Source organism: Chromatiales bacterium (assembly GCA_024234935.1).
Lineage (GTDB): Bacteria > Pseudomonadota > Gammaproteobacteria > Steroidobacterales.
Genome location: JACKNI010000001.1, coordinates 104741 through 123821 on the forward strand (window position 1 = coordinate 104741; position 19081 = coordinate 123821).

15 protein-coding genes are annotated in these 19081 nt (G+C 62.6%); 10 read left to right on the forward strand and 5 right to left on the reverse strand.

Annotated features, from left to right (window positions below; all coding sequences use genetic code 11):
- Positions 1–33 precede the first annotated feature (33 nt).
- The 5 genes from H6979_00445 to H6979_00465 all read left to right on the forward strand — a co-directional run bounded on the left by H6979_00445 (position 34) and on the right by H6979_00465 (position 7616).
- Positions 34–1179, forward strand: coding sequence for a cobalamin-independent methionine synthase II family protein (locus H6979_00445; protein ID MCP5138314.1), 1146 nt, complete (start codon positions 34–36; stop codon positions 1177–1179).
- A 303-nt stretch (positions 1180–1482) separates the two neighbouring features.
- Positions 1483–3228 (forward strand): Na+:solute symporter, encoded by a 1746-nt coding sequence (locus H6979_00450; GenBank protein MCP5138315.1) that lies wholly within the window; start codon positions 1483–1485, stop codon positions 3226–3228.
- A 122-nt stretch (positions 3229–3350) separates the two neighbouring features.
- Complete coding sequence (locus tag H6979_00455; protein MCP5138316.1) at positions 3351–5981, forward strand: cation-translocating P-type ATPase; 2631 nt, start codon at positions 3351–3353, stop codon at positions 5979–5981.
- A gap of 59 nt (positions 5982–6040) precedes the next feature.
- The gene (locus H6979_00460; GenBank protein ID MCP5138317.1) at positions 6041–6724 is read left to right on the forward strand and encodes a hypothetical protein; all 684 of its coding nucleotides are present in this window, start codon (positions 6041–6043) and stop codon (positions 6722–6724) included.
- Positions 6725–6803: 79 nt separating this feature from the next.
- Positions 6804–7616, forward strand: coding sequence for a DUF481 domain-containing protein (locus tag H6979_00465; GenBank protein ID MCP5138318.1), 813 nt, complete (start codon positions 6804–6806; stop codon positions 7614–7616).
- Here the strand turns inward: H6979_00465 and H6979_00470 are convergent.
- On the reverse strand, positions 7613–8377 hold the full coding sequence (locus H6979_00470) for an RluA family pseudouridine synthase (GenBank protein MCP5138319.1): 765 nt from the start codon (positions 8375–8377) through the stop codon (positions 7613–7615). The genes H6979_00465 and H6979_00470 overlap by 4 nt on opposite strands.
- 263 nt (positions 8378–8640) lie before the next feature.
- Here H6979_00470 and H6979_00475 point away from each other — a divergent pair, with 263 nt between their 5' ends.
- Together H6979_00475 and H6979_00480 are read left to right on the forward strand one after the other, a co-directional pair.
- Positions 8641–9264: a PEP-CTERM sorting domain-containing protein gene (locus tag H6979_00475; GenBank protein ID MCP5138320.1), complete on the forward strand. Its 624-nt coding sequence runs from the start codon at positions 8641–8643 to the stop codon at positions 9262–9264.
- 260 nt (positions 9265–9524) lie between these two features.
- The gene (locus H6979_00480; GenBank protein ID MCP5138321.1) at positions 9525–10109 is read left to right on the forward strand and encodes a PEP-CTERM sorting domain-containing protein; all 585 of its coding nucleotides are present in this window, start codon (positions 9525–9527) and stop codon (positions 10107–10109) included.
- A 30-nt stretch (positions 10110–10139) separates the two neighbouring features.
- Here H6979_00480 and H6979_00485 read toward each other — a convergent pair whose 3' ends face one another.
- From H6979_00485 to H6979_00495, 3 genes are all read right to left on the reverse strand, one after another.
- Positions 10140–10616, reverse strand: coding sequence for a GNAT family N-acetyltransferase (locus tag H6979_00485; GenBank protein MCP5138322.1), 477 nt, complete (start codon positions 10614–10616; stop codon positions 10140–10142).
- A 106-nt stretch (positions 10617–10722) separates the two neighbouring features.
- Positions 10723–12747 carry a YgiQ family radical SAM protein gene (locus tag H6979_00490; protein MCP5138323.1) on the reverse strand — a complete coding sequence of 675 codons (2025 nt, stop codon included), beginning with the start codon at positions 12745–12747 and terminating at the stop codon, positions 10723–10725.
- Between the two features lie 101 nt (positions 12748–12848).
- Positions 12849–14507 carry a hypothetical protein gene (locus H6979_00495; protein ID MCP5138324.1) on the reverse strand — a complete coding sequence of 553 codons (1659 nt, stop codon included), beginning with the start codon at positions 14505–14507 and terminating at the stop codon, positions 12849–12851.
- 129 nt (positions 14508–14636) lie between these two features.
- Between H6979_00495 and H6979_00500 the strand changes: the two genes are divergently transcribed.
- Together H6979_00500 and H6979_00505 are read left to right on the forward strand one after the other, a co-directional pair.
- Positions 14637–15923, forward strand: coding sequence for an MFS transporter (locus H6979_00500; GenBank protein ID MCP5138325.1), 1287 nt, complete (start codon positions 14637–14639; stop codon positions 15921–15923).
- Positions 15920–17509, forward strand: a complete 1590-nt coding sequence (locus tag H6979_00505; GenBank protein MCP5138326.1) for a carboxylesterase family protein — start codon at positions 15920–15922, stop codon at positions 17507–17509. Before H6979_00500 ends, H6979_00505 begins: the two co-directional genes overlap by 4 nt.
- Positions 17510–17519: 10 nt before the next feature.
- Here H6979_00505 and H6979_00510 read toward each other — a convergent pair whose 3' ends face one another.
- Positions 17520–18233 carry a hypothetical protein gene (locus H6979_00510; protein ID MCP5138327.1) on the reverse strand — a complete coding sequence of 238 codons (714 nt, stop codon included), beginning with the start codon at positions 18231–18233 and terminating at the stop codon, positions 17520–17522.
- Between the two features lie 236 nt (positions 18234–18469).
- On the opposite strand from H6979_00510, the gene H6979_00515 reads away from it, so the two are divergent.
- Positions 18470–19081: a DUF4136 domain-containing protein gene (locus H6979_00515; GenBank protein ID MCP5138328.1), complete on the forward strand. Its 612-nt coding sequence runs from the start codon at positions 18470–18472 to the stop codon at positions 19079–19081.

A 19081-nucleotide genomic window follows, 5' to 3' on the forward strand; every position in this document is an offset into this window, starting at 1 on the left:
CTGGCATTTTCGCCTGGGTTTGCGACTCTGTTCATGAAGACCAGCTCCCGCAGAATCCTGACCACTCATGTCGGCAGCCTGCCCCGTACGCAGGAAGTGGTCGATGTCGTTTTCGCGCGCGAAGCAGGCGAGGCGATCGATGCAGCACAAGCCGATGCCGTGATAGCCGATGCAATCGGCGACATCGTCAGGCGTCAGAATGACATCGGCATCGATATCGTCAGCGACGGTGAACTGAGCAAGGTCAGTTACGCGACCTATATCAAGGATCGTCTTTCCGGGCTGGGCGGAGAGTCCGACCGGGAGCCAGCCCAGGACATGCTGGAGTTCCCCGGAACCTTGCAGCGACGACAGGCCTCCGGCACCCGTTCGGTGGTCAAGCCACCCCGCTGCATCGGCGAAATCCGCGTCAAGAACCTCGAGCCACTGCAGACCGATCTGCGAAATTTCCAGGCCGCCATCCATGCCTCGCCGCCAGTCGAGGCATTCATGAACTCGGCGTCTCCGGGTGTGATTGCACTGTTCCAGCCGAATGATTACTACCCCGGCCACGAGGCTTACCTCGATGCGCTGGCCGAGGCCATGCGCGTCGAGTATGAGGGAATTGTTGCCGCGGGATTCCTGCTCCAGATCGACTCGCCCGATATCGGCATGGGCCGGCACACGATCTTCCGGCACCAGAGCGATCAGGAATACCTGAAACTTGCCAACCTGCACATCGAAGTGCTGAACCACGCGCTGCGCAATATCCCGGCGGACCGCGTACGGCTGCACGTCTGCTGGGGCAACTATGAAGGACCTCACCACCTCGATGCGCCGATGGACATGGTGCTGCCGGTGGCGTTGAAAGCCAGGGCGCAAGCGCTGCTGTTTGAATCAGCCAACCCCCGCCACGCGCACGAGTGGACCGTCTTTCGCGATACGAAGCTCCCCGATGACAAGGTGCTGGTCCCGGGCGTAATCGATTCGACAAGCAATTTCATCGAGCATCCGCTGCTGATTGCCGAGCGCATTGGCCGTTTCGTCGGGATTGTCGGCATGGAGCGCGTGATTGCCGGCACTGATTGTGGATTTGCGACCTTTGCCGGATACGGTGCCGTTGACGGCGAGGTCGCTTTTGCCAAGCTCGGCGCGCTGGTCGAAGGCGCACGAATCGCGAGCCAGCGCCTGACTGCCTGATCCGCTCGCCCATCCGGGCATCGCTATCATGTGCGTCCGGTGCTGCGAGGCGTTGCGTCTTCAGCAGGATGTGTGGAGTTCTGTCGCGGGTTGCAGCCGCGAACCGCGGTCAGAATAATGACCGCTGACGCGCGGTTACCTGTCACGCAGCAGTGCGGTGGTTTCCGGGGAGGTCGATCACGCCAGAATCAGGGCAACAGGGAGGAAAACTGGATGCAGACCACATTCAAACTGGCCGGATGCGATGTGGATGGCCGGAGCCGGGATTTCCTCCATGGACTTGTAGCCGGCAGGGGCTGAGTCGTGCTGGCGCCACTCGACTGGATCGTCGTGGCGGTTTATCTCGTCGTGGCACTGGCGGTCGGCCTCGCTGTCCGCGAGGGGAGTTCGTCTGGCCGGCTCAGCTATTTCCTCGCCGATCGTTCACTGCCGTGGTGGTGGGCGGGTGTGTCGATTGCCGCGACCACCTTCGCGGCCGACACGCCGTTGGCGGTCTCGGGGATCATTGCGGCGCGGGGCATCTCGGGCAATTGGTTGTGGCTGTCGTGGCTGCTGGTACATGCCGCGGTGGTGGTGATCTTCGCAAAGCGCTGGTGGCGGAGCGGCGTCGTGACCGACGCCGAATTCGTGACACTGAGATATACCGGCGAGGCTGCGGAGACGCTCCGCCTCGCACGAGCCGGTCTCTACGGTCTGGTCTACAACGTGATCATTCTGGGCTGGGTTCTGCGCGCAATGGGCAAGATCGCCGACCCGCTGGTCCCATGGGAACGATGGACGCCCGGGCTCGTGCAGCTGATCGATCGGGTGATGCCGGGTGGCACGGCACTTGGTGGACCCGGGGAGATGCTCACAATTGTCGTGCTGGTGACGATCGTGGCCACCTACTCCTCGCTCGGCGGCATTCGTGGAGTGGTCCGCACCGACCTGCTCCAGTTTGCGCTCGGCGTGCTCGGAAGCATCTGGCTGGCGGTCGCCGCGTGGCGCGCGGTCGGGGGACAGGAAGGCTTGCATGCGGGCCTCGTTCAACTGAACGGCCCAGATGGCCTTGAGGTCCTCAACCTTTTCCCGAGCCTGTCGGGTGGCTGGCCGAGCGGGCTCGGACTCGGTGCGTTTGGCTTCGGCGCCTACCTGCTGGTACAGGCGTTTGCGAATGTGCCCGCAGACGGCGGCGGCTACCTGCAGCAACGCCTGTCTGCCGCGCGGAGCGAGCGCGATGCTGTCCAGGCGGCCTGGTTGTTTGTCGTGCTCCAGTATCTGGTCCGGGTCTGGCCCTGGTTTATCGTCGGGGTTGCGGCCTTGGTGATGATTCCGCTGGATGGATCGACCGCAATGGTTGCGCCGGAACTCGCCGCCACGGTGCGCCTTGACCGGGAGGCCGCCTACCCGGCGTTGATGGTGGCGCTGCTGCCCCCGGGGGTACTCGGTGCATTGGTGGTATCCCTGCTGGCCGCGTTCATGAGCACCATAGATACCCACTTCAACTGGGGCGCCTCGTATGCCGTGAACGATGTCGTGCTGCGCATCAAGCCGGACCTCGCCCCCAGGCACCAGGTCCGGGTCGCGCGATTCATGGTGCTGCTGTTTGCCGTGCTCGCTGTGGCGGTTGCGCTGCAGATTGACACGATCGAACAGGCCTGGAAGTGGGTTGCGGCGCTCGGTGCCGCACTCGGTGTGCCCACTTTGTTGCGGTGGTTCTGGTGGCGAATGACCGCATGGGCGGAACTGCTGGGAGCGGCGGTGGGTCTGGCGACATCGATGGTGATCGCTGCCACCGCGGGCATCGGGTATGAGACCCAGCTGATCTGGGTTGCGGCGGCGAGCCTGGTCGGGACTCTCGTGACGATCGCCGTCGGACCCCGCGCCGACATCGAGCATGCCCGACGCTTTGCCGAATGCGTCCGGCCACCGGGGTGGTGGCCGGATCGACCGACCGGGCGGTCGATACTCGGACTCGCTCGTGAGCTGATCGGGATGGCTGGTGTGGTGGTGCTGGTGGTCGGTGGCCTCATGGCCGGACACCGGTTGTTGTTCATCCTCGGTGATTGAGGTCCAAGACCCTGGCGACGGACCGGAAAGTCGTCCATCCCGGCAGGCATGGCGGAAATGCGATTTATAGTTCCGGTTCATCGTTTGGCAAGGGGGTAGACCATGTCACGGGGCAGCGCTTGATGAACTGGCACCGTCGTCCGGCAAAACAGGTTCTCGAGGATCTTGAGGTCTCGGCTGCCGGCCTTTCTGTTGCCGAGATTCTGCGGCGGCGTGCCGAGCATGGGCCGAATATCCTGACGACAGTGAAGCCCCGCTCGCTGCCCGGTATTTTTCTGGCGCAGTTTGCCGATTTCATGATTCTGGTTCTCATCGTTGCCGCGGTGATCTCCGGCGTGATTGGCGACCTCACCGATACGGTGGTGATCATTGCGATCGTGGTGCTGAATGCGGCGATCGGTTTCGTTCAGGAGTATCGCGCCGAGCAGGCCATTCAGGCGCTCAAGGCGATGGCTGCGCCATCAGCCGTGGTAACGCGCGATGGCTGTACGGCAACCGTACCGGCTGCTGACCTGGTGCCGGGGGACATCGTGCACCTCGAGGCGGGGTGTATCGTGCCGGCCGATCTGCGGCTGGTGGAAGCAGCAAGTTTGCGCATCAATGAGGCCGCACTTACCGGTGAATCCGTGCCGGTGGAAAAAACCACCGATGCACTGTCCGGAGAGGGCGATCTGCCGGTTGGCGACCGGCGCAACATGGCCCACAAAGGCACGTACGTGACTTACGGCCGCGGGCTCGGTGTGGCGATCGCAACCGGCATGCGCACGGAGTTCGGGCGTATCGCTACGCTGCTCAGCGAGGCGCGCGCGGTGGATACGCCGCTGCAGCGCCGGCTGGCAGTGTTTGGCCGGCGACTCGCCCTGGTCGTGATCGCAATCTGCATCATCGTGTTCGCTGCCGGGCTCCTGCGCGGTGAACTGGCGTTGCCGATGCTGCTGACTGCGGCCAGCCTGGCGGTTGCCGCCATTCCAGAGGCCTTGCCGGCGGTAGTCAGCGTTGCGCTCGCGCTTGGCGCGCGCCGGCTGATGTTGCGAAAGGCGCTGATCCGCCGGCTGGCCGCAGTCGAGACGCTCGGTTCGGTCACGTATATCTGCTCGGACAAGACCGGCACTCTGACGGCCAACGAGATGCGCGTCGAGCAGTACTACTGCGACGCCGTGCAGGCCGCGCAGCCGGGTACCGGTGAAGCGTGGCAGGCGCTGCTCTCGGCGATGGCCATCAGTCACGATGCGGCCATCGCCGCCGACGGCACCGTGGTCGGTGATCCGACGGAGGTCGCACTGCTGCTCGCTGCGCGAGCTGCCGGCCTCGATCATGTCGCAGAGTGCGCAAGACTGCCGCGTGTGGCCGAACTGCCCTTCGATTCGGAACGCAAATGCATGACCACCTTTCACCGCCTTCCGGACGGCGGCTGGTGGTCGGTCACCAAAGGTGCGGCTGAAGTCGTCATCGGTGCATCCAGCAGCGAGTTTTTTGGCGGGGTCGCGGCACCGCTTGATGCGGCGCGCCTGCGGCATATTGCCGAGCAGATGGCGGCCGATGGACTGCGCGTGATCGCCGTCGGCGCGCGGTACTGGGCGGAACTGCCGGACCATATCCAGCCCTCGGTCGCGGAGGACAAGCTGGAGTTCATCGGTCTGCTGGGTCTGCTCGACCCGCCACGTGCCGAGGTCGCAATGGCGATCGCGGACTGCCACACCGCCGGCATCACACCGGTGATGATCACCGGCGATCATCCGCTGACCGCGTGCGCGGTTGCGGCCCGACTCGGGCTTGATGCCGAGGGCGAGGCCGTTCTTGCCGGTGCCGAGCTGGCACGGCTGTCGGGAGCGGAACTTGCCGGACGCGTCAGGCATGTGCGTGTCTACGCGCGGGTTTCGCCCGAGCAGAAGCTCAACATCGTCAGTGCTCTGCAGGCCTGCGGGGAAGTGGTCGCCATGACCGGTGACGGCGTAAACGATGCGCCGGCACTGCGCCGCGCCGACATCGGTATTGCGATGGGCATCACCGGCACCGATGTCGCGCGTGAGGCGGCCAGCATGGTGCTGCTCGATGACAATTTCGCAACGGTAGTGCGTGCCGTGCGCGAGGGCCGGCGCATCTACGACAATCTGCGGCGCTTCATTCGCTATGTGCTGACCACCAATTCGGGAGAGATCTGGACAATCTTTCTGGCGCCGTTCATCGGCCTGCCGGTGCCCCTCCTGCCGATACAGATCCTGTGGATCAACCTCATCACCGATGGTTTGCCGGGTCTGGCGCTTGCCGCAGAACCTGCCGAGCGCGAAGTGATGCATCGTCCTCCACGGCCGCCGCAGGAGAGCCTGTTCGCGCAGGGGCTGGGTGCGCATGCCTTGCTTGTTGGCCTGTTCATGGCAGGGCTGGCACTGGGCGCACAGGCCTGGTATTTCGGACGCGATGCGGAGCAGTGGCAGACAATGGTGTTCACGATTCTGTGCTTCATGCAGCTTGGACATGTGCTTGCGATTCGCTCCGAATGGACTTCGCTGTTCAGCCAGGGCCTGACTTCCAACCGGCCGTTGGCGGCGGTCGTGGCGTTTACCGTACTGCTGCAGCTGGCGGTGATCTATCTGCCCGCCGGTAACGCCTGGTTCGGTACCGTACCGCTGGCAGCGGCTGATCTCGGCGTGTGCGTGATCGCGGCCCTGCTGGTACTCGCGGTGGTCGAGGCCGAGAAGGCGATTCGCCGTCGCCGCCTCTTTGGCGTCCGAAAGGCGGGCGGTGGCCAATAGGCCCGTACCCCGCGTATTCTGCGCCCTATCCATAACCTTCGAGATCCGAGGAGCAAGCAGTGCACCGAATCGCCGACTCTCATCAGCAGGTATCGCGAAGCCGGGTCCTTTCTTCCGCGGTGGCCCTGGTGGCCGCAGGCTGTCTTGCTGCCTGTTCTGCCATCAAGGTGGACGCCGCCTGGAGCGCGAGCGTCACCGGTGATCCGGCCTTCAGTAACCTGCTTGTGGTCGGCCTGAGTCCGGACCGCAATGTGCGTTGCGCCTTTGAACAGGCACTCGCCGACAACCTGCGCAGTGCGACGGTCAAGGCAACCCCCAGCTGTGACGTGATGGCGGCGGATGCCAGGCTCAGTCGGGAAGCGGTAGAGGCCGTGGTCAAATCAACCGGCGCCGATGCGGTGATTGCCACGCGTCTGGTTGCCCTGAAAGCGGGTGCCAAAGAGGAGAAGACTGCGGATGCGCGGGGTGGTGGCAGTTACAAGCCGGTGGCCTATGGTTTTGACTACGGTACCTTCGGGACCTATGGCATCCCGGTGGTCTACGGCGACTTCGAGACGGTACCGTCGGTTTTCTCCGTGAGCGGCGCTGTCGAGCTGGCGACGAATGTATACGAGACCAATCACGGCGAGAAGATCTATGGCATGACCACGAAAGCGAAGAATCTGGAATCGCGCGGTATGGCACTGGCGTTGATTACGCCGCGAATCGCCGATCGCCTGCGGGACGACGGGCTGATCCGCTAGCATTGGCGCGGTATTCGGGCCGATGTCGCCTGTGGCTGAGTGTCGGCAGAAGATGGATTCGTACAAGCAAGGAGACGAAATGACGCAGGGATGTGCGGGCCGCGTGGTACTGGCGGCAGCTCTCGGGCTGGCGATGTTGTCAGCAGAGGCCCAGATCGATACGAAAATGGTTTCGGAAGTCATTGCCCCGGTCGACAAGGCGGCGGACAAGGGCCCCTGGGCGGCAAAGCTGGCGGGCGGCTATGCGAAAACCAGCGGCAACTCCGACAGTTCGGCCGCCAACTTCAGCGGTGAAGGCCGCTATGACAAGGAGCGCTGGCACCATATCCTCGGCGCCACCGCCGTTGTTGCCAGCAGTGCCGAAAATCGCGATTCGCCGACGGAGACAACGGCCGAGTCTTATTGGGGCGGGTTCAAGTCGCAGTACGATCTTGCACCAGCCTGGTACGGATTCGGCTCGCTTGACTGGTACAAGGATCGCTTCAGTGCCTATGACCACCAGCTTTACGAAGCGGCCGGCGTGGGCTGGCGCATCCTGCGCAGCGAGGCACATCGACTGGATCTCGAGCTGGGCGCCGGTGCCAAACAGGCGAAGCAGGTCAGCGGTGACAACCAGAACGAGGCGATTGCGCTGCTGCGCGGCCTCTATACCTGGCAGATCAGCAAGAATGCGGCTTTCGTACAGAAGCTCGCGGTGCTGTCGGGCTCAGACAATACCTATACGGAAAGTGTCAGCCAGCTCAAGGCCGGCGTCATCGGCAACCTCAGCATGGTGCTCGGCTACACCTGGAAGCACAACTCGGACGTGGAAATCGATACCTCGCTGGTGACGCCGCGGCCCTTTGAAAAGACCGATACCTATACGACGGTCTCCCTGGAATACGTCTTCTAGGCCGCTGCGAAATCTGTGAACCAGTGCTCCGGTTCGCAGCTGAATTCGATCGCCCTGCCGCGCCAGTCGAAGTAGAGCGCCCGGGCATGGAGGGCATGATTGGGCAGAATCAGCCGATCCCTCTGAGCAGCGGTCAGTCGGCCTTCTACCAGGGCCAGATAGGCATCTTCGTCGCCGCCGTAAATCTTGTCGCCGACGACGGGGTGACCGTGCCAGGCGAGGTGGATGCGGATCTGATGCTTGCGGCCCGTGCGCGGCAGCACGCGGAGCAGCGTGAAGGGAATACCTGTGCGCGTGAACCGGCGTAGCACCTCGAAGCTGGTTTGAGCGGCATTCCCGTCGGCGCGTACGCAATCCTTGATGGCAACGCGGCTGCACGAATCCTTGCCCAGCGCGGCATCGATCAGGCCGCGGTCTTCGCTCAAGTGGCCGTGTACGAGAGCCAGGTACTCCTTGCGTACCCGTCGAGTCTCCCATAATCGACGCAACTCGCGCGCGGCTTGATCGGACTTGGCGATCAGTATGACGCCGCTCGTTTCCCGGTCGAGGCGATTCACCAGCTGTGGGCGGATATCCGTTTCTGCCAGGTACAGGCGCACCCGGCCAATCAGACTCGATAGCTCGCCGTTCTTGCTCGGATGACAGACCAGGTCGGCTGGCTTGTTGATCGCCAGCAGTTCGGCGTCTTCATGAATGATTCTGAACAGGGCAGTCACAGCAGCATCGCTCCTCAACGCGGATTGTCCCGCTGCATCGGCCACCTTGCGTCTGTCAGTCCCAAGTGTGATCCAGTACCGCTTTTGCCTTACATAATCCCGAAATGAGATTGGCGATGCCGAAATGCGCAACGGATAATAGACCCTATCCAAGCAGTCCCGGTTTGACCGGGGCGCATAAGAACAAAATCGTGGGGAGTATCGCCGTGTACAAGTCCTTAAGCATCTCTGCCTTGTGTCTGCTGGCGGTGACGGCGCATGCCAGTTCTACCAATGTACCTGGTATGGCCAATCCCTGGCTGGCCGGGATGCCTGATGGCAGTGCGATCATCTTTGAAAACACGACTGACACTGCGCCCGCACAGTCGCCGACGCTGGTATCTGGCCTTTCCCTGGCGAGTGGTGCAGTGCGATTCAGCGACGCCAGCGGTGGGGTACACAATGGCCCCCTCTGCCCGGGAACCTGTTTTGGTCCTGATGGCCGTACTTTTCAGGGCAATGACTTCGTGAAACACGACGGTGGTGCGGTGAATGGCATCGCCGGAGTCTGGGCGCCCATGAATGCATTGATGGGTGTATTTCTCGACGATACGCAGCCTGACCTGTTGACGGCGCCTGCGGGTCTGGACTTCCGGACGATCGGGCTGGATTTCCTGTCGCTGGCGCCGACGCTTCGCCAGGTATTCTTTATCGGTGACGGTTTTACCAGTGGCGGTACGCAGCAGGAGTTCCTTGTTCCGGTTGGTGCCACCCGTCTGTATCTGGGCACCATGGACGGCTTTGGCTGGGCGAACAACAGCGGTGCATTCAATGTCTTCGTCAGCGACAGCAAGATCAGTACGGTGCCAGTGCCTGCGGCCGGCTGGTTGCTGGGTTCCGCTCTCGGCATGCTTGGTCTCGGTTCGCGGAAGCGAAAGCAAGATCGCGGCTGATACCTGCCCCCCGGTAGTCCGGTCCCCGGCGCCTGGTTTTACTTAATCACGCAAATGCATTCGCACTCTGCTGCCGAGTGGTTGATAATTCGACCAACCGCTGGAGGCCGGCAGGGATTCCCGCCCTCGCAGCAGTGGAAAGGGATTGAAGCAAAGTGTTCAGGTTTGTCAGCATAGTTCTCACATTCAGTCTGCTGGCTGTTAACGCCCACGCGGCAGCCATCACGGTGCCCGGTACCGCGAATCCGTGGCTTGCCGGGATGCCGGACGGAAGTACGGCGTGGCCCGCTGATCTGGCCCCTGCAAATTCTCCGGTATTGGTGTCGACGGTTTCTTTCGACAGCGGCGTGCTCACTTTCAGTGGCGGCACCGGCGGCGTGTTCAACATCCCGGGAAACTGCTGCGATCCGCTCGATGGCGGTGTATTCCAGGGGCAGGCCTTCATCGATCATGAGATTGGTGCGGAGAATGGCATTGCTGCCATACGGGCGCCGATCAACAGCCTGCTGGGTGTGTTTCTCGATGATACCCAGCCCAGTCTGCTCACTGCTCCCGCCGGTCTGGATTTTGAGGTGATCGGACTCGACTTCCTTTCGCTGGCGCCAACGCTGCGTCAGGTGTTTTTCATCGGTGATGGCTTCACCAGTGGCGCAATATCGCAGCAGTTTGTCATTCCGGCCGGGGCAACGCGTCTCTACCTCGGCACGATGGACGGCTCTGAATGGGCCAACAATGTCGGTACGATCGATATTGTCGTCAGCCCGATACCGGTTCCTGCTGCGGGCTGGTTGTTCGGATCCGCTCTGGGCCTGCTCGGGATGCGCTGGCGGAATAATCGCGGCTGAGGCTGCTACTGCGTCGCTCCTGCGGCGCTCTCAGGGTTGGCGCAGATCGCGCATCAGTCTCAAGGCATCTTCCCGGCCGCTGTAGTAGCGGGGTACCCGGCCGGTCTCCAGGAATCCGAGTCGGCGATAAAAGAGCAGTGCCACCGGGTTGCGTGCGCGGACTTCCAGGCAGATCGTGAATGTGCCCGCCGTGATGGCTGTGCGCTCCAGCCAGCCGAGCAGCTGACGCCCAAGTCCAAGCCGCTGATGCGCTGACTCGACGGCCAGCAGGTTCAGGTGGGCGATATCGTCGCCGAAATGCATGATCGCAAACCCTGCCAGCACCGATGTACCGCAGCCGGCCGATCTGGCGGTGATCACCATCGAATCCGGATGCCGGTAATGTCGCATTATCCGCTCGGGCGTCCAGGTCCACGGCAACCCGACTTCGACGAGGCGCCGGGACATATCAGCAATGGTTTGTATGTCGGCACTGCGTGCCGGCGCAATTTCTGCGATGGACGTCATGCGGCTTCTCCGGCCACTTCATGATTCCAGCCTAACGCTTCAGGGGTCATGCGTGGTCGGCGATTTTGCAAAATACGGATATTTCCCGGCCTCGACGGCCCGCCGTTCAGATCCTGCGTGACCGGGTTGCTGCCGGTCGGCGCATTCTTCCGGCCGGAGCGGGCTTCGCACTGCCCCGCACAGATCGCTTGCCGGTTCCTGCTGGCTGCCAGCTCGGCACCAGATGTCGTTGTCCATTGCCGATCAGGTCGGCACGGCCCATACGCTGCAGGGCTTCGCGCAGCACCGGCCAGTTCTCCGCATCGTGATAGCGCAGGAAAGCCTTGTGCAGTCGCCTGATCTTGATGCCCTTCGGTATGAATACCGGTTCACTGCTGCGTGTCACACGGCGCAGCGGATTCTTGCCGGTGTGATACATCGCGGTGGCAGTCGACATCGGCGTGGGCAGGAAATTCTGTACCTGGTCGAGGCGCAGCTTGTTGCTCTTCAGCCAGAGCGCCAGATTCAGCATGTCCTGGTCGGTGGTCCCCGGGTGAGCGGAGATGAAGTAGGGGATCAAAAACTGTTTCTTTCCAGCAGCTTCCGAGTATTTTTCGAAAAGTTCCTTGAACCGGTGGTAGGTGCCGATACCGGGCTTCATCATCTTCGCGAGGGGGCCGGCTTCGGTGTGCTCCGGAGCGATCTTCAGGTAGCCACCCACATGATGGGTGACCAGTTCTTTCACATATTCGGGGGACTCGACTGCGAGGTCGTAGCGGACGCCTGAAGCGATCAGCACCTTCTTCACGCCAGGCAGTGTTCTGGCCCGGCGGTAAAGGCTGATCAGTGCCGAGTGGTCAGTGCCCATGTTGGGGCACACGGCAGGGAATACGCAGGACGGACGGCGACAAGCAGCCTCGATCTCGCGGCTCTTGCAGGCCAGCCGGTACATGTTGGCAGTCGGACCGCCCAGATCTGAAATCACGCCGGTAAAGCCGGGTGTTCCGTCGCGGATCGATTCGATCTCGCGAATGACGGAATCCTCGGAGCGGTTCTGGATGATGCGGCCCTCGTGTTCGGTGATCGAGCAGAAGGTGCAGCCACCGAAACAGCCGCGCTGGATGATGATCGAGAAGCGGATCATCTCCCAGGAGGGAATCTTTGCCTCGCCGTAGGCCGGGTGGGGGAAGCGTGTATAGGGCAATTCATATACCCGATCAAACTCGGCCGTTGTGAGCGGAATTGGCGGCGGATTCAGCCAGATATCGCGATCACCGTGGCGCTGGACCAGCGCCCGCGCGTTGCCGGGGTTGGTTTCCAGATGCAGGACGCGAGAAGCATGTGCGTACAGCACCGGGTCGGCGTGCACGCTTTCGTAGGCTGGCAACCGCACGACGCTGCGGGAGCGATCCACCTTGAGTGCGGCACCGTGCGGTGCTTCCTCGACGCTGCTCGAATCGATTTCCGTCCAGCCCGCCGGCAACTCATTGCAGGCATAAGCGGTGCCGCGGATATCAGTGAGTTCGCTGATCTGTTCGCCACCCGCCAGGCGCTGTGCGATCTCGACAATCTGGCGTTCACCGTTGCCGTAGACGAGGAGGTCTGCCTTGCTGTCGAACAGGATCGACCGGCGCACGGTATCCGACCAGTAGTCGAAATGCGCAACACGCCGCAGGCTGGCTTCGATGCCGCCGATCACGATGGGTACGCCCTTGCAGGCTTCACGTACGCGCTGTGCGTAAACGATCACGGAATGATCCGGGCGACGGCCCGGTTCACCATTCGGCGTGTAGGCATCGTTGGAGCGGATGCGCCGGTCAGCGGTGAACCGGTTGACCATCGAATCCATGTTGCCGGCCGTGACGCCGAAAAAGAGGCGTGGTGTTCCGAGCACCTGGAACGCTTCGGGCGAAGTCCAGTCCGGCTGTGAAATGATGCCGACACGAAAGCCCTGCGCCTCGAGCAGGCGGCCGACTACGGCCATGCCGAAGCTCGGATGATCCACGTAGGCATCGCCCGTAACGATGATGATGTCGCATTCGTCCCAGCCGAGTTCGTCCATCTCGGCGCGCGACATAGGCAATACCGGTGCCGGTGTCAGCCGGCTGGCCCAGTATTTCTTGTAGCTGAACAGGTCGCGGGCGGCTTGCATGGCGGGTCGGTTACCGAAGTTGCTGACGGGAAGGGCGATGGAATCCCGCTATTCTAGACGGGAACCAACCGCGCGCAGGGAAAAAGGTGTTCGACGGCTGCTCAGGGTTGCGTCGACAGCAGCGCCCTGATCGCAGCAGCCAACTTCGGGTGTGCATCGAGCAGGCGTACGAAATCGCGCTCGTGCTGCCCGCCCTTCGCGCGCAGTGCGGCGATGGCGGACTCCTTCTGCGCCGGCGTCCAGGAGCCGAGTCCTTGCAGCGCAGCGATCAGGGGTGCCAGGCGGTAGAGACCGAGCATTTCTGCGCGACTCCAGCCGGCGAGGGAACGCAGGCCGAGGCGGCGCCCGACGATTTCACCAGCGCTTTGGTCGGAGAGTACCGGGAGCCGCAGCCCGGCAGGTGGCACCAGCGGCAGCCAGGAGCGACAGCCGCGGAATGGTGCCCAGTACAGGTGTCTGCGTGCGAGCCCGGTCAGTGTTGTGGCACTGGAGCGATGTCGATGATTGCGTCCCATGCGCGCCAGTTCCTTGCTGACCATTCGCTTGATTGCGGGGTCATGCGGCCGGAAACCAAGCTTGAAATAGAACCACCAGGCGCCCGAGGCGATGGCTTCCTTGTTGTGATGGCCAAGCTGATAGGGCTCCAGCGAGAAGGCCGCACTGCCGAGCAGGGCTCGTGTGGCGGCGAGCAGTCGTGCAAAGAGGAACGCGGACTCACCGCTGCGGAAAGTCTCGAAAGTGTTGAAGGCGATCTCCGCGCCACCGAGCAGTGCATCAACCTGTCCGTAGCCAAGCGGAACGCCGTTGCGCAGTATCAGGAATCCGTATGCAGTGGCCAGCGGCAGTCGCCGCTCCGGTACAGTGCCGATGAAGGCGTAGGCCAGGCCTTCACCGTCATCGACGACATGGATATCTTCCGGATTGCCCCAGCTAAACGTGTCGAGATCGCGGCCGCGGGTGACCATCGCCGCGCGCGCGAGATCCAGCAGTTCCGCGGCATCACCCGGTGTGGCCGCGTTCACTGCCTGCGGTGGCCGCTCCAGTTCCTTGCGCAGGTTTAGCTGTCCACGTTGCAGCGATGCCGTGATGAAAGCGATCGAGGCTCCCGACCAGCGTGCCTGCGTGCGCGAGGGTGAGTCATCCCCCGGTTCCAGCACGTACGCCGGTTGCAGCACGTCGTGCAGGGTTTCGCGTGCGAGCGTATCGCCTGCGGTCCGGTCGATGCCCTGCACGAAGAACACTGCGTCACTCGTCGACCCGCGCAGCGAGTCGAGAATGCTGAAGGGTGACTCTTCCGAGCGTTTGGCGGCCTCGGCCTGCAGCGATGGCAGCGCGACGGGCCACGCGCTCCGCAGCCAGTCCTCGCCCTCACCGCAGTCGCGGTCGAAGTGCAGGAGCGCTGGCCAGCGTGAACCGAGCCAGAGGGCCATGGGCCAGAAAAAATGATAGTGGATGGCTGTACCAGCGATGCCGGTGTCGGCGAGTTTTGCCTGAAAGCGGCGCAGGTCCTTGCGCGCGGAAAATGTCCGGAGCGCGGCGTCCGCAGCGGCCAGCACGCTCTCATCATCGGGATAGGCGCGCATCCAGCACAGTATCTCGTGCAGGCGTTGCACGGCTGATGCCGATGGCAGTTGTGCTTTCCGGAGAATGCCAATCAGGCGGAGTTTGTCAGGGGCTGCCGCCGGAGAGAAGTCCAGGCGGAGTTTTTCCAGTCGGGTCAGTGCCGAAATGCTCGCCATGCGCACAGGATACGCTGCCACGGCTGCTGCAGCATCCCGCTGACCGGGCTGTGGTCGCGATGTCCGTGGGGGTTCGTGTCGACACGCGGTAGCGCGGTGAGCATGCCATGATCGGCCTGCTGTTCTCTGCCGAACGGGAAGGATGCCGGCATGAAGGAAACCAGAATCGGTCCGCTGCGGATGCAGCCGGGCGTTGAACTGCGTCATGTGCTGACGCTGTTCTTTGCCTCCTTCTTCGGGATCGCGACGATGAGCTTTATCAATGCGAGCCAGCCCTATGTGCTGACCGAGATCATCGGCATTCCCTTTGCAGAGCAAGGTTCGCTGTCGGGACGTCTGACGATCATCCAGGAACTCGCACTGCTTGCGATGCTGGCGCCGGTTGGTGCGATATCCGACAAGTTCGGGCGCAAGCCGGTCTACGCCACCGCGTTCTTCATCATGGGCATCGCCTATTTCCTGTACCCGATGGCGGGCGCGATCTGGATGCTGGTGGTGTTCCGGCTGGTGTTTGCGGTCGGCGTGGCCGGCAATGCCGTGATGCTGCCGGCGGTTGCCAATGACTATCCGCAGGAAGCCAGCCGGGCGCGAATGCTGGCGGCCTGTTTCATCTTCAACGGCCTGGGGTTGGTACTCATTCTTTCCGTGATGCGCGGTTTGCCGGTGCGCTTTGCAGATCTGGGAATTGATCCGGTCACGGTGGGCCGTTATTGGCTCTGGACCATGACAGCGGTCTGCTTTCTCGCTGGTACCGTCGTTCTGATTGGTTTGAAGCCCGGTGCGCCCCGGCAGCTGAGTCGGCGTGAGCCGATGCTGGCCACTTTCAGGGTCGGTCTTGAAGCGGCGCGCAATCCGCGGATCGCACTGGCCTACCTGGCGGCCAGCGTATCGCGTGGCGACATGGCCGTGCTCAGTACTTTTTTTGTACTCTGGCTGACGCAGACTGGTGTGGAAACGGGTCTGACGACCGGTGCAGCGAGCCAGAAGGCGCTGACCTTTTATATCGTCATCCAGGCTTGTGCCCTGCCGGCTGCGGTGGTCATGGGCTGGCTGCTGGATCGTATCGACCGGGTGATCGGCCTTGCCATCGCGATGGCCATCGCCGGCCTGGGTTATGGCTCCCTGTGGTTTGTGCCCGATCCCCTGGGTCCGCTCATGTACGGGTCTGCAGCCCTGATCGGTGTCGGCGAAATGAGTGCGAACCTGTCGGCCACCTCCCTGATCGGTCGCGAGGCACCGGAGCGCGGTCGTGGTGCCGTACTCGGCATGTGGAGCTGGTTTGGTGCCGCCGGTATCCTCGGTATTGCGCTGGTCGGCGGCTGGTTGTTCGATAACGTGAGCAAGATCGGTCCGTTCATGTTTATCGCTGCCGCCAACCTTGCCTTGCTGCTGTGGGCGCTGCTGTTGCTTCGCCGCGCCCGGAGGATTGCAGCATGAAATCCGGAATTCGCCGGCAGATTCGCCGCCTGTGGTTGGCCGCGTTGGCCCTGATCATGAGCTGTGAGGTACTTGTGACCGGATGTGCGCAACTCCCGGCGGATTCGGCAGAACCGTCAGCGACCATCGACACCGGCCAGTTGCGCGGCGCCCGCATCGACGGCGTGCTGGCTTTCCGCGGCGTTCCCTATGCCCGGCCACCGGTCGGCGCGTTGCGCTGGCGGGCGCCGCAGCCGGCAGCCGCCTGGGATGGCATCCGACCTGCAACCGACTACGGCGCAAGCTGCGCCCAGCCGCGCACCGCGACTTTCTCCCTGCCGCTGGCCGATCTCAGCGAGGATTGCCTGACCCTCAATGTCTGGACACCGTCGCTTCGGCCGGAGCAGAAGATGCCGGTGATGGTCTGGATTCACGGTGGCGGGTTTTCAGCCGGCAGCGGCAACCTGCCGCAGCTAAACGGTACGGCGATCCCCCGGCAAGGTGTGGTCGTGGTGACGATCAACTACCGGCTGGCGATGTTCGGCTTTCTCGCCCATCCGGCACTGGCGACTGGCGGTGAGACCGCGGGCAATTACGGACTGCTGGATGCCGTGGCAGCGCTGCAGTGGGTGCAGCGAAATATCCATGCCCTCGGCGGCGACCCCGCACGCGTCACGATCTTCGGCGAGTCGGCCGGTGCCGATATGGTGAATTACCTGATGGTGTCACCAGTTGCGCAGGGCCTGTTCAGCCAGGCCATCAGCCAGAGCTCATCGGTGGGCATGGCCCCGATTCCTCGTCTCGATCAGCGGGTCGGATTCAATCCACCGGCGGCAGAGCTGGCGAATAGCTACATCAAGAAGCTTGCTCTGCCAGAGACCGCGGATCTTGCAGCGACACTGCGTGCGCTCACCACCGGGCAGTTGCTCGCGGCGATGGGTGAACGCGACCGTTTCACGCCGATCGTCGATGGTCAGATCCTGCCCGACCAGCCTGGTCGCCTGTTCGCGACGGGCAGGCAGAAAAACGTGCCGTATATGACGGGTGGCAACAGCTGGGAGGCGAGCCTTGGACGCCTGATCGGTGGCGGTTTTTCGCCGGCTTTCGCGGCAAAGCTGGTACCCGCTGCGGACAAGGCCCGCCTCTATCCGGGCCTGGCCGGCGAAACGCTGGATGATGCGGTGTTCGGCGATCTGGTCATCCTTTCGCACTCGCGCTATGTGGCGAACCAGATGCGCGCCCTGCAGGCACCCGTCCATGCCTACTATCTTTCATATGTCGCAGATGACCGTCGCACACGTCAGCCGGGTGCCGCACACTCCGACGATATTGCTTTCGTGATGGGTACCCTGGATGCCGAAACCGATCTGACCCGCGTGACCGAGCAAGACCGCAACGTCAGTCGCCTGATGATGGATTACTGGGTCGAGTTCGCACGACGCGGAGACCCCAACAAGGCAGGCCTGCCCGAGTGGCCCGCTTACGAACGCCGGTCAGCACGGGTGCTGGAGATCGGTGATGAGATTGCGGTACGCAGCGGTTTTCTGGGCGAGCGTATGCAGTATCACATGAAGCGCGGGCAGGAAATGCTGGAGCGTTCGCCCTGATCATTGGCGATCAGGCGACGAACACCAGCCAGGAACCGTAGCCGAGCACGGCGAGCGTGAAGGCCTCGAAAAACATCGAAGCGTAGTGCTTGTGCATGATGTGCAGGGGCACGGTGGCGATGAACGAGCCGCCGAACAGCGCCGCCCAGATGGCCCATGGCGTGCCGATACCGTCGGCCATGACCGTGATGCCGAGCAGCAGCGACAGGCCGAGAAAGCCCCGGCGGGCGGCAAAAATCCTGCTCGTGTACGGGTCCGTCTTGTCCAGCGTCAGTTCCACGCCGCCGGCGATCTCGATATGCCGGAAGCGGGCGAACATGAACAATGCACCGAACAACAGGGACGCAATCAGGATCTCCACATGGTACGGCACGATCCGCGCACTGATGCCGCCCGGGTCGATTGCGGCGATGACGAATGCGCCGGCCATTGTCGTGAACGGAATGCCAAAGCACAGCGCGCTGAAATTGATCCGCGCATACCAGAGCAGGAACCGTCGGTGTCTGCCGAAATGCAGGCCGAGAATATGGCTGAGAAAATCAGAGGCGGTGCCGAAAGCCACCCAGCCGAGGAGCAACAGCGCGATTTCGTCTGTCTGTGCGTACCAGGCGAAGCAAAGGGCTGACAAGAGGTAAGTGCCCAGCGTCGTGCAGTACAAGAAGGCGATGTGCGCGAACCGGCCGGCGGGCCTGATCGCGCCGGTGATACCGGCCGGTTGAGTCATGACGTCCCTGTCGTGGTGCGGAAATTCAGTGTCCTGGAGGCCGATATGACTGATGAGCACGGCGGCCGGGATGAAATTATTGTCGCCCTGCCGTGTGGGTGCAAGCGAAACGGAAGCTGTCCCATATGATGCGCGGCAACAGCCGGAGCGAGTCTCGGGCATATGACCGGTCTGGAGGCGGATGATCCAGTCTCACATACAATGCAGCTCTCGCCCTCTGCAGGAGTATCGCGATGATGAATGAATCGACGGGCATGCGCACAGCGTTCAACGGGCTGCTTCTCGTCATGCTGGTGATGGGTCTGGTCGCTTGTGCCTCTGGTCCGGATATCCGGGTGGATAGCGATCCGAATGTCAGTATCCCCGGCTATCGGACCTTCGGATTCTTCAGTCCCATGGCGACCGACAAGGCGGGTTATTCCACGATACTCACCGCCAGGCTCAAGAACGCTACCCGTCGCGAGCTGGAGAAGCGCGGCTACACCTATGTGGACCGCGACGCGGAGTTGCTGCTCAACTTCAATCTCAACGTGGTGGACAAGTCGGAGATCTATAGCACACCGAGCGTCGGCATGGGCTATGGCTACTATGGTTACCGGACTGGAATGTATGGTGCCTGGGCCGGCTATCCTTATGACATCGAGACGCGCAATTACCGGCAGGGCACCTTGAACATCGATGTCGTCGATGCGGCAAGAAAAGCGCTGGTCTGGGAGGGTGTTGCTGAAGCACGTGTCACGAAAAAGATGCGCGAAAATCCGGGCGACGCAATCGACAGCGCTGTCGCTGAAATGCTGGCCGGTTTCCCGGCCAGGAATTCCGCAGCTGCGGAGCCGGTGAGCCCCTAG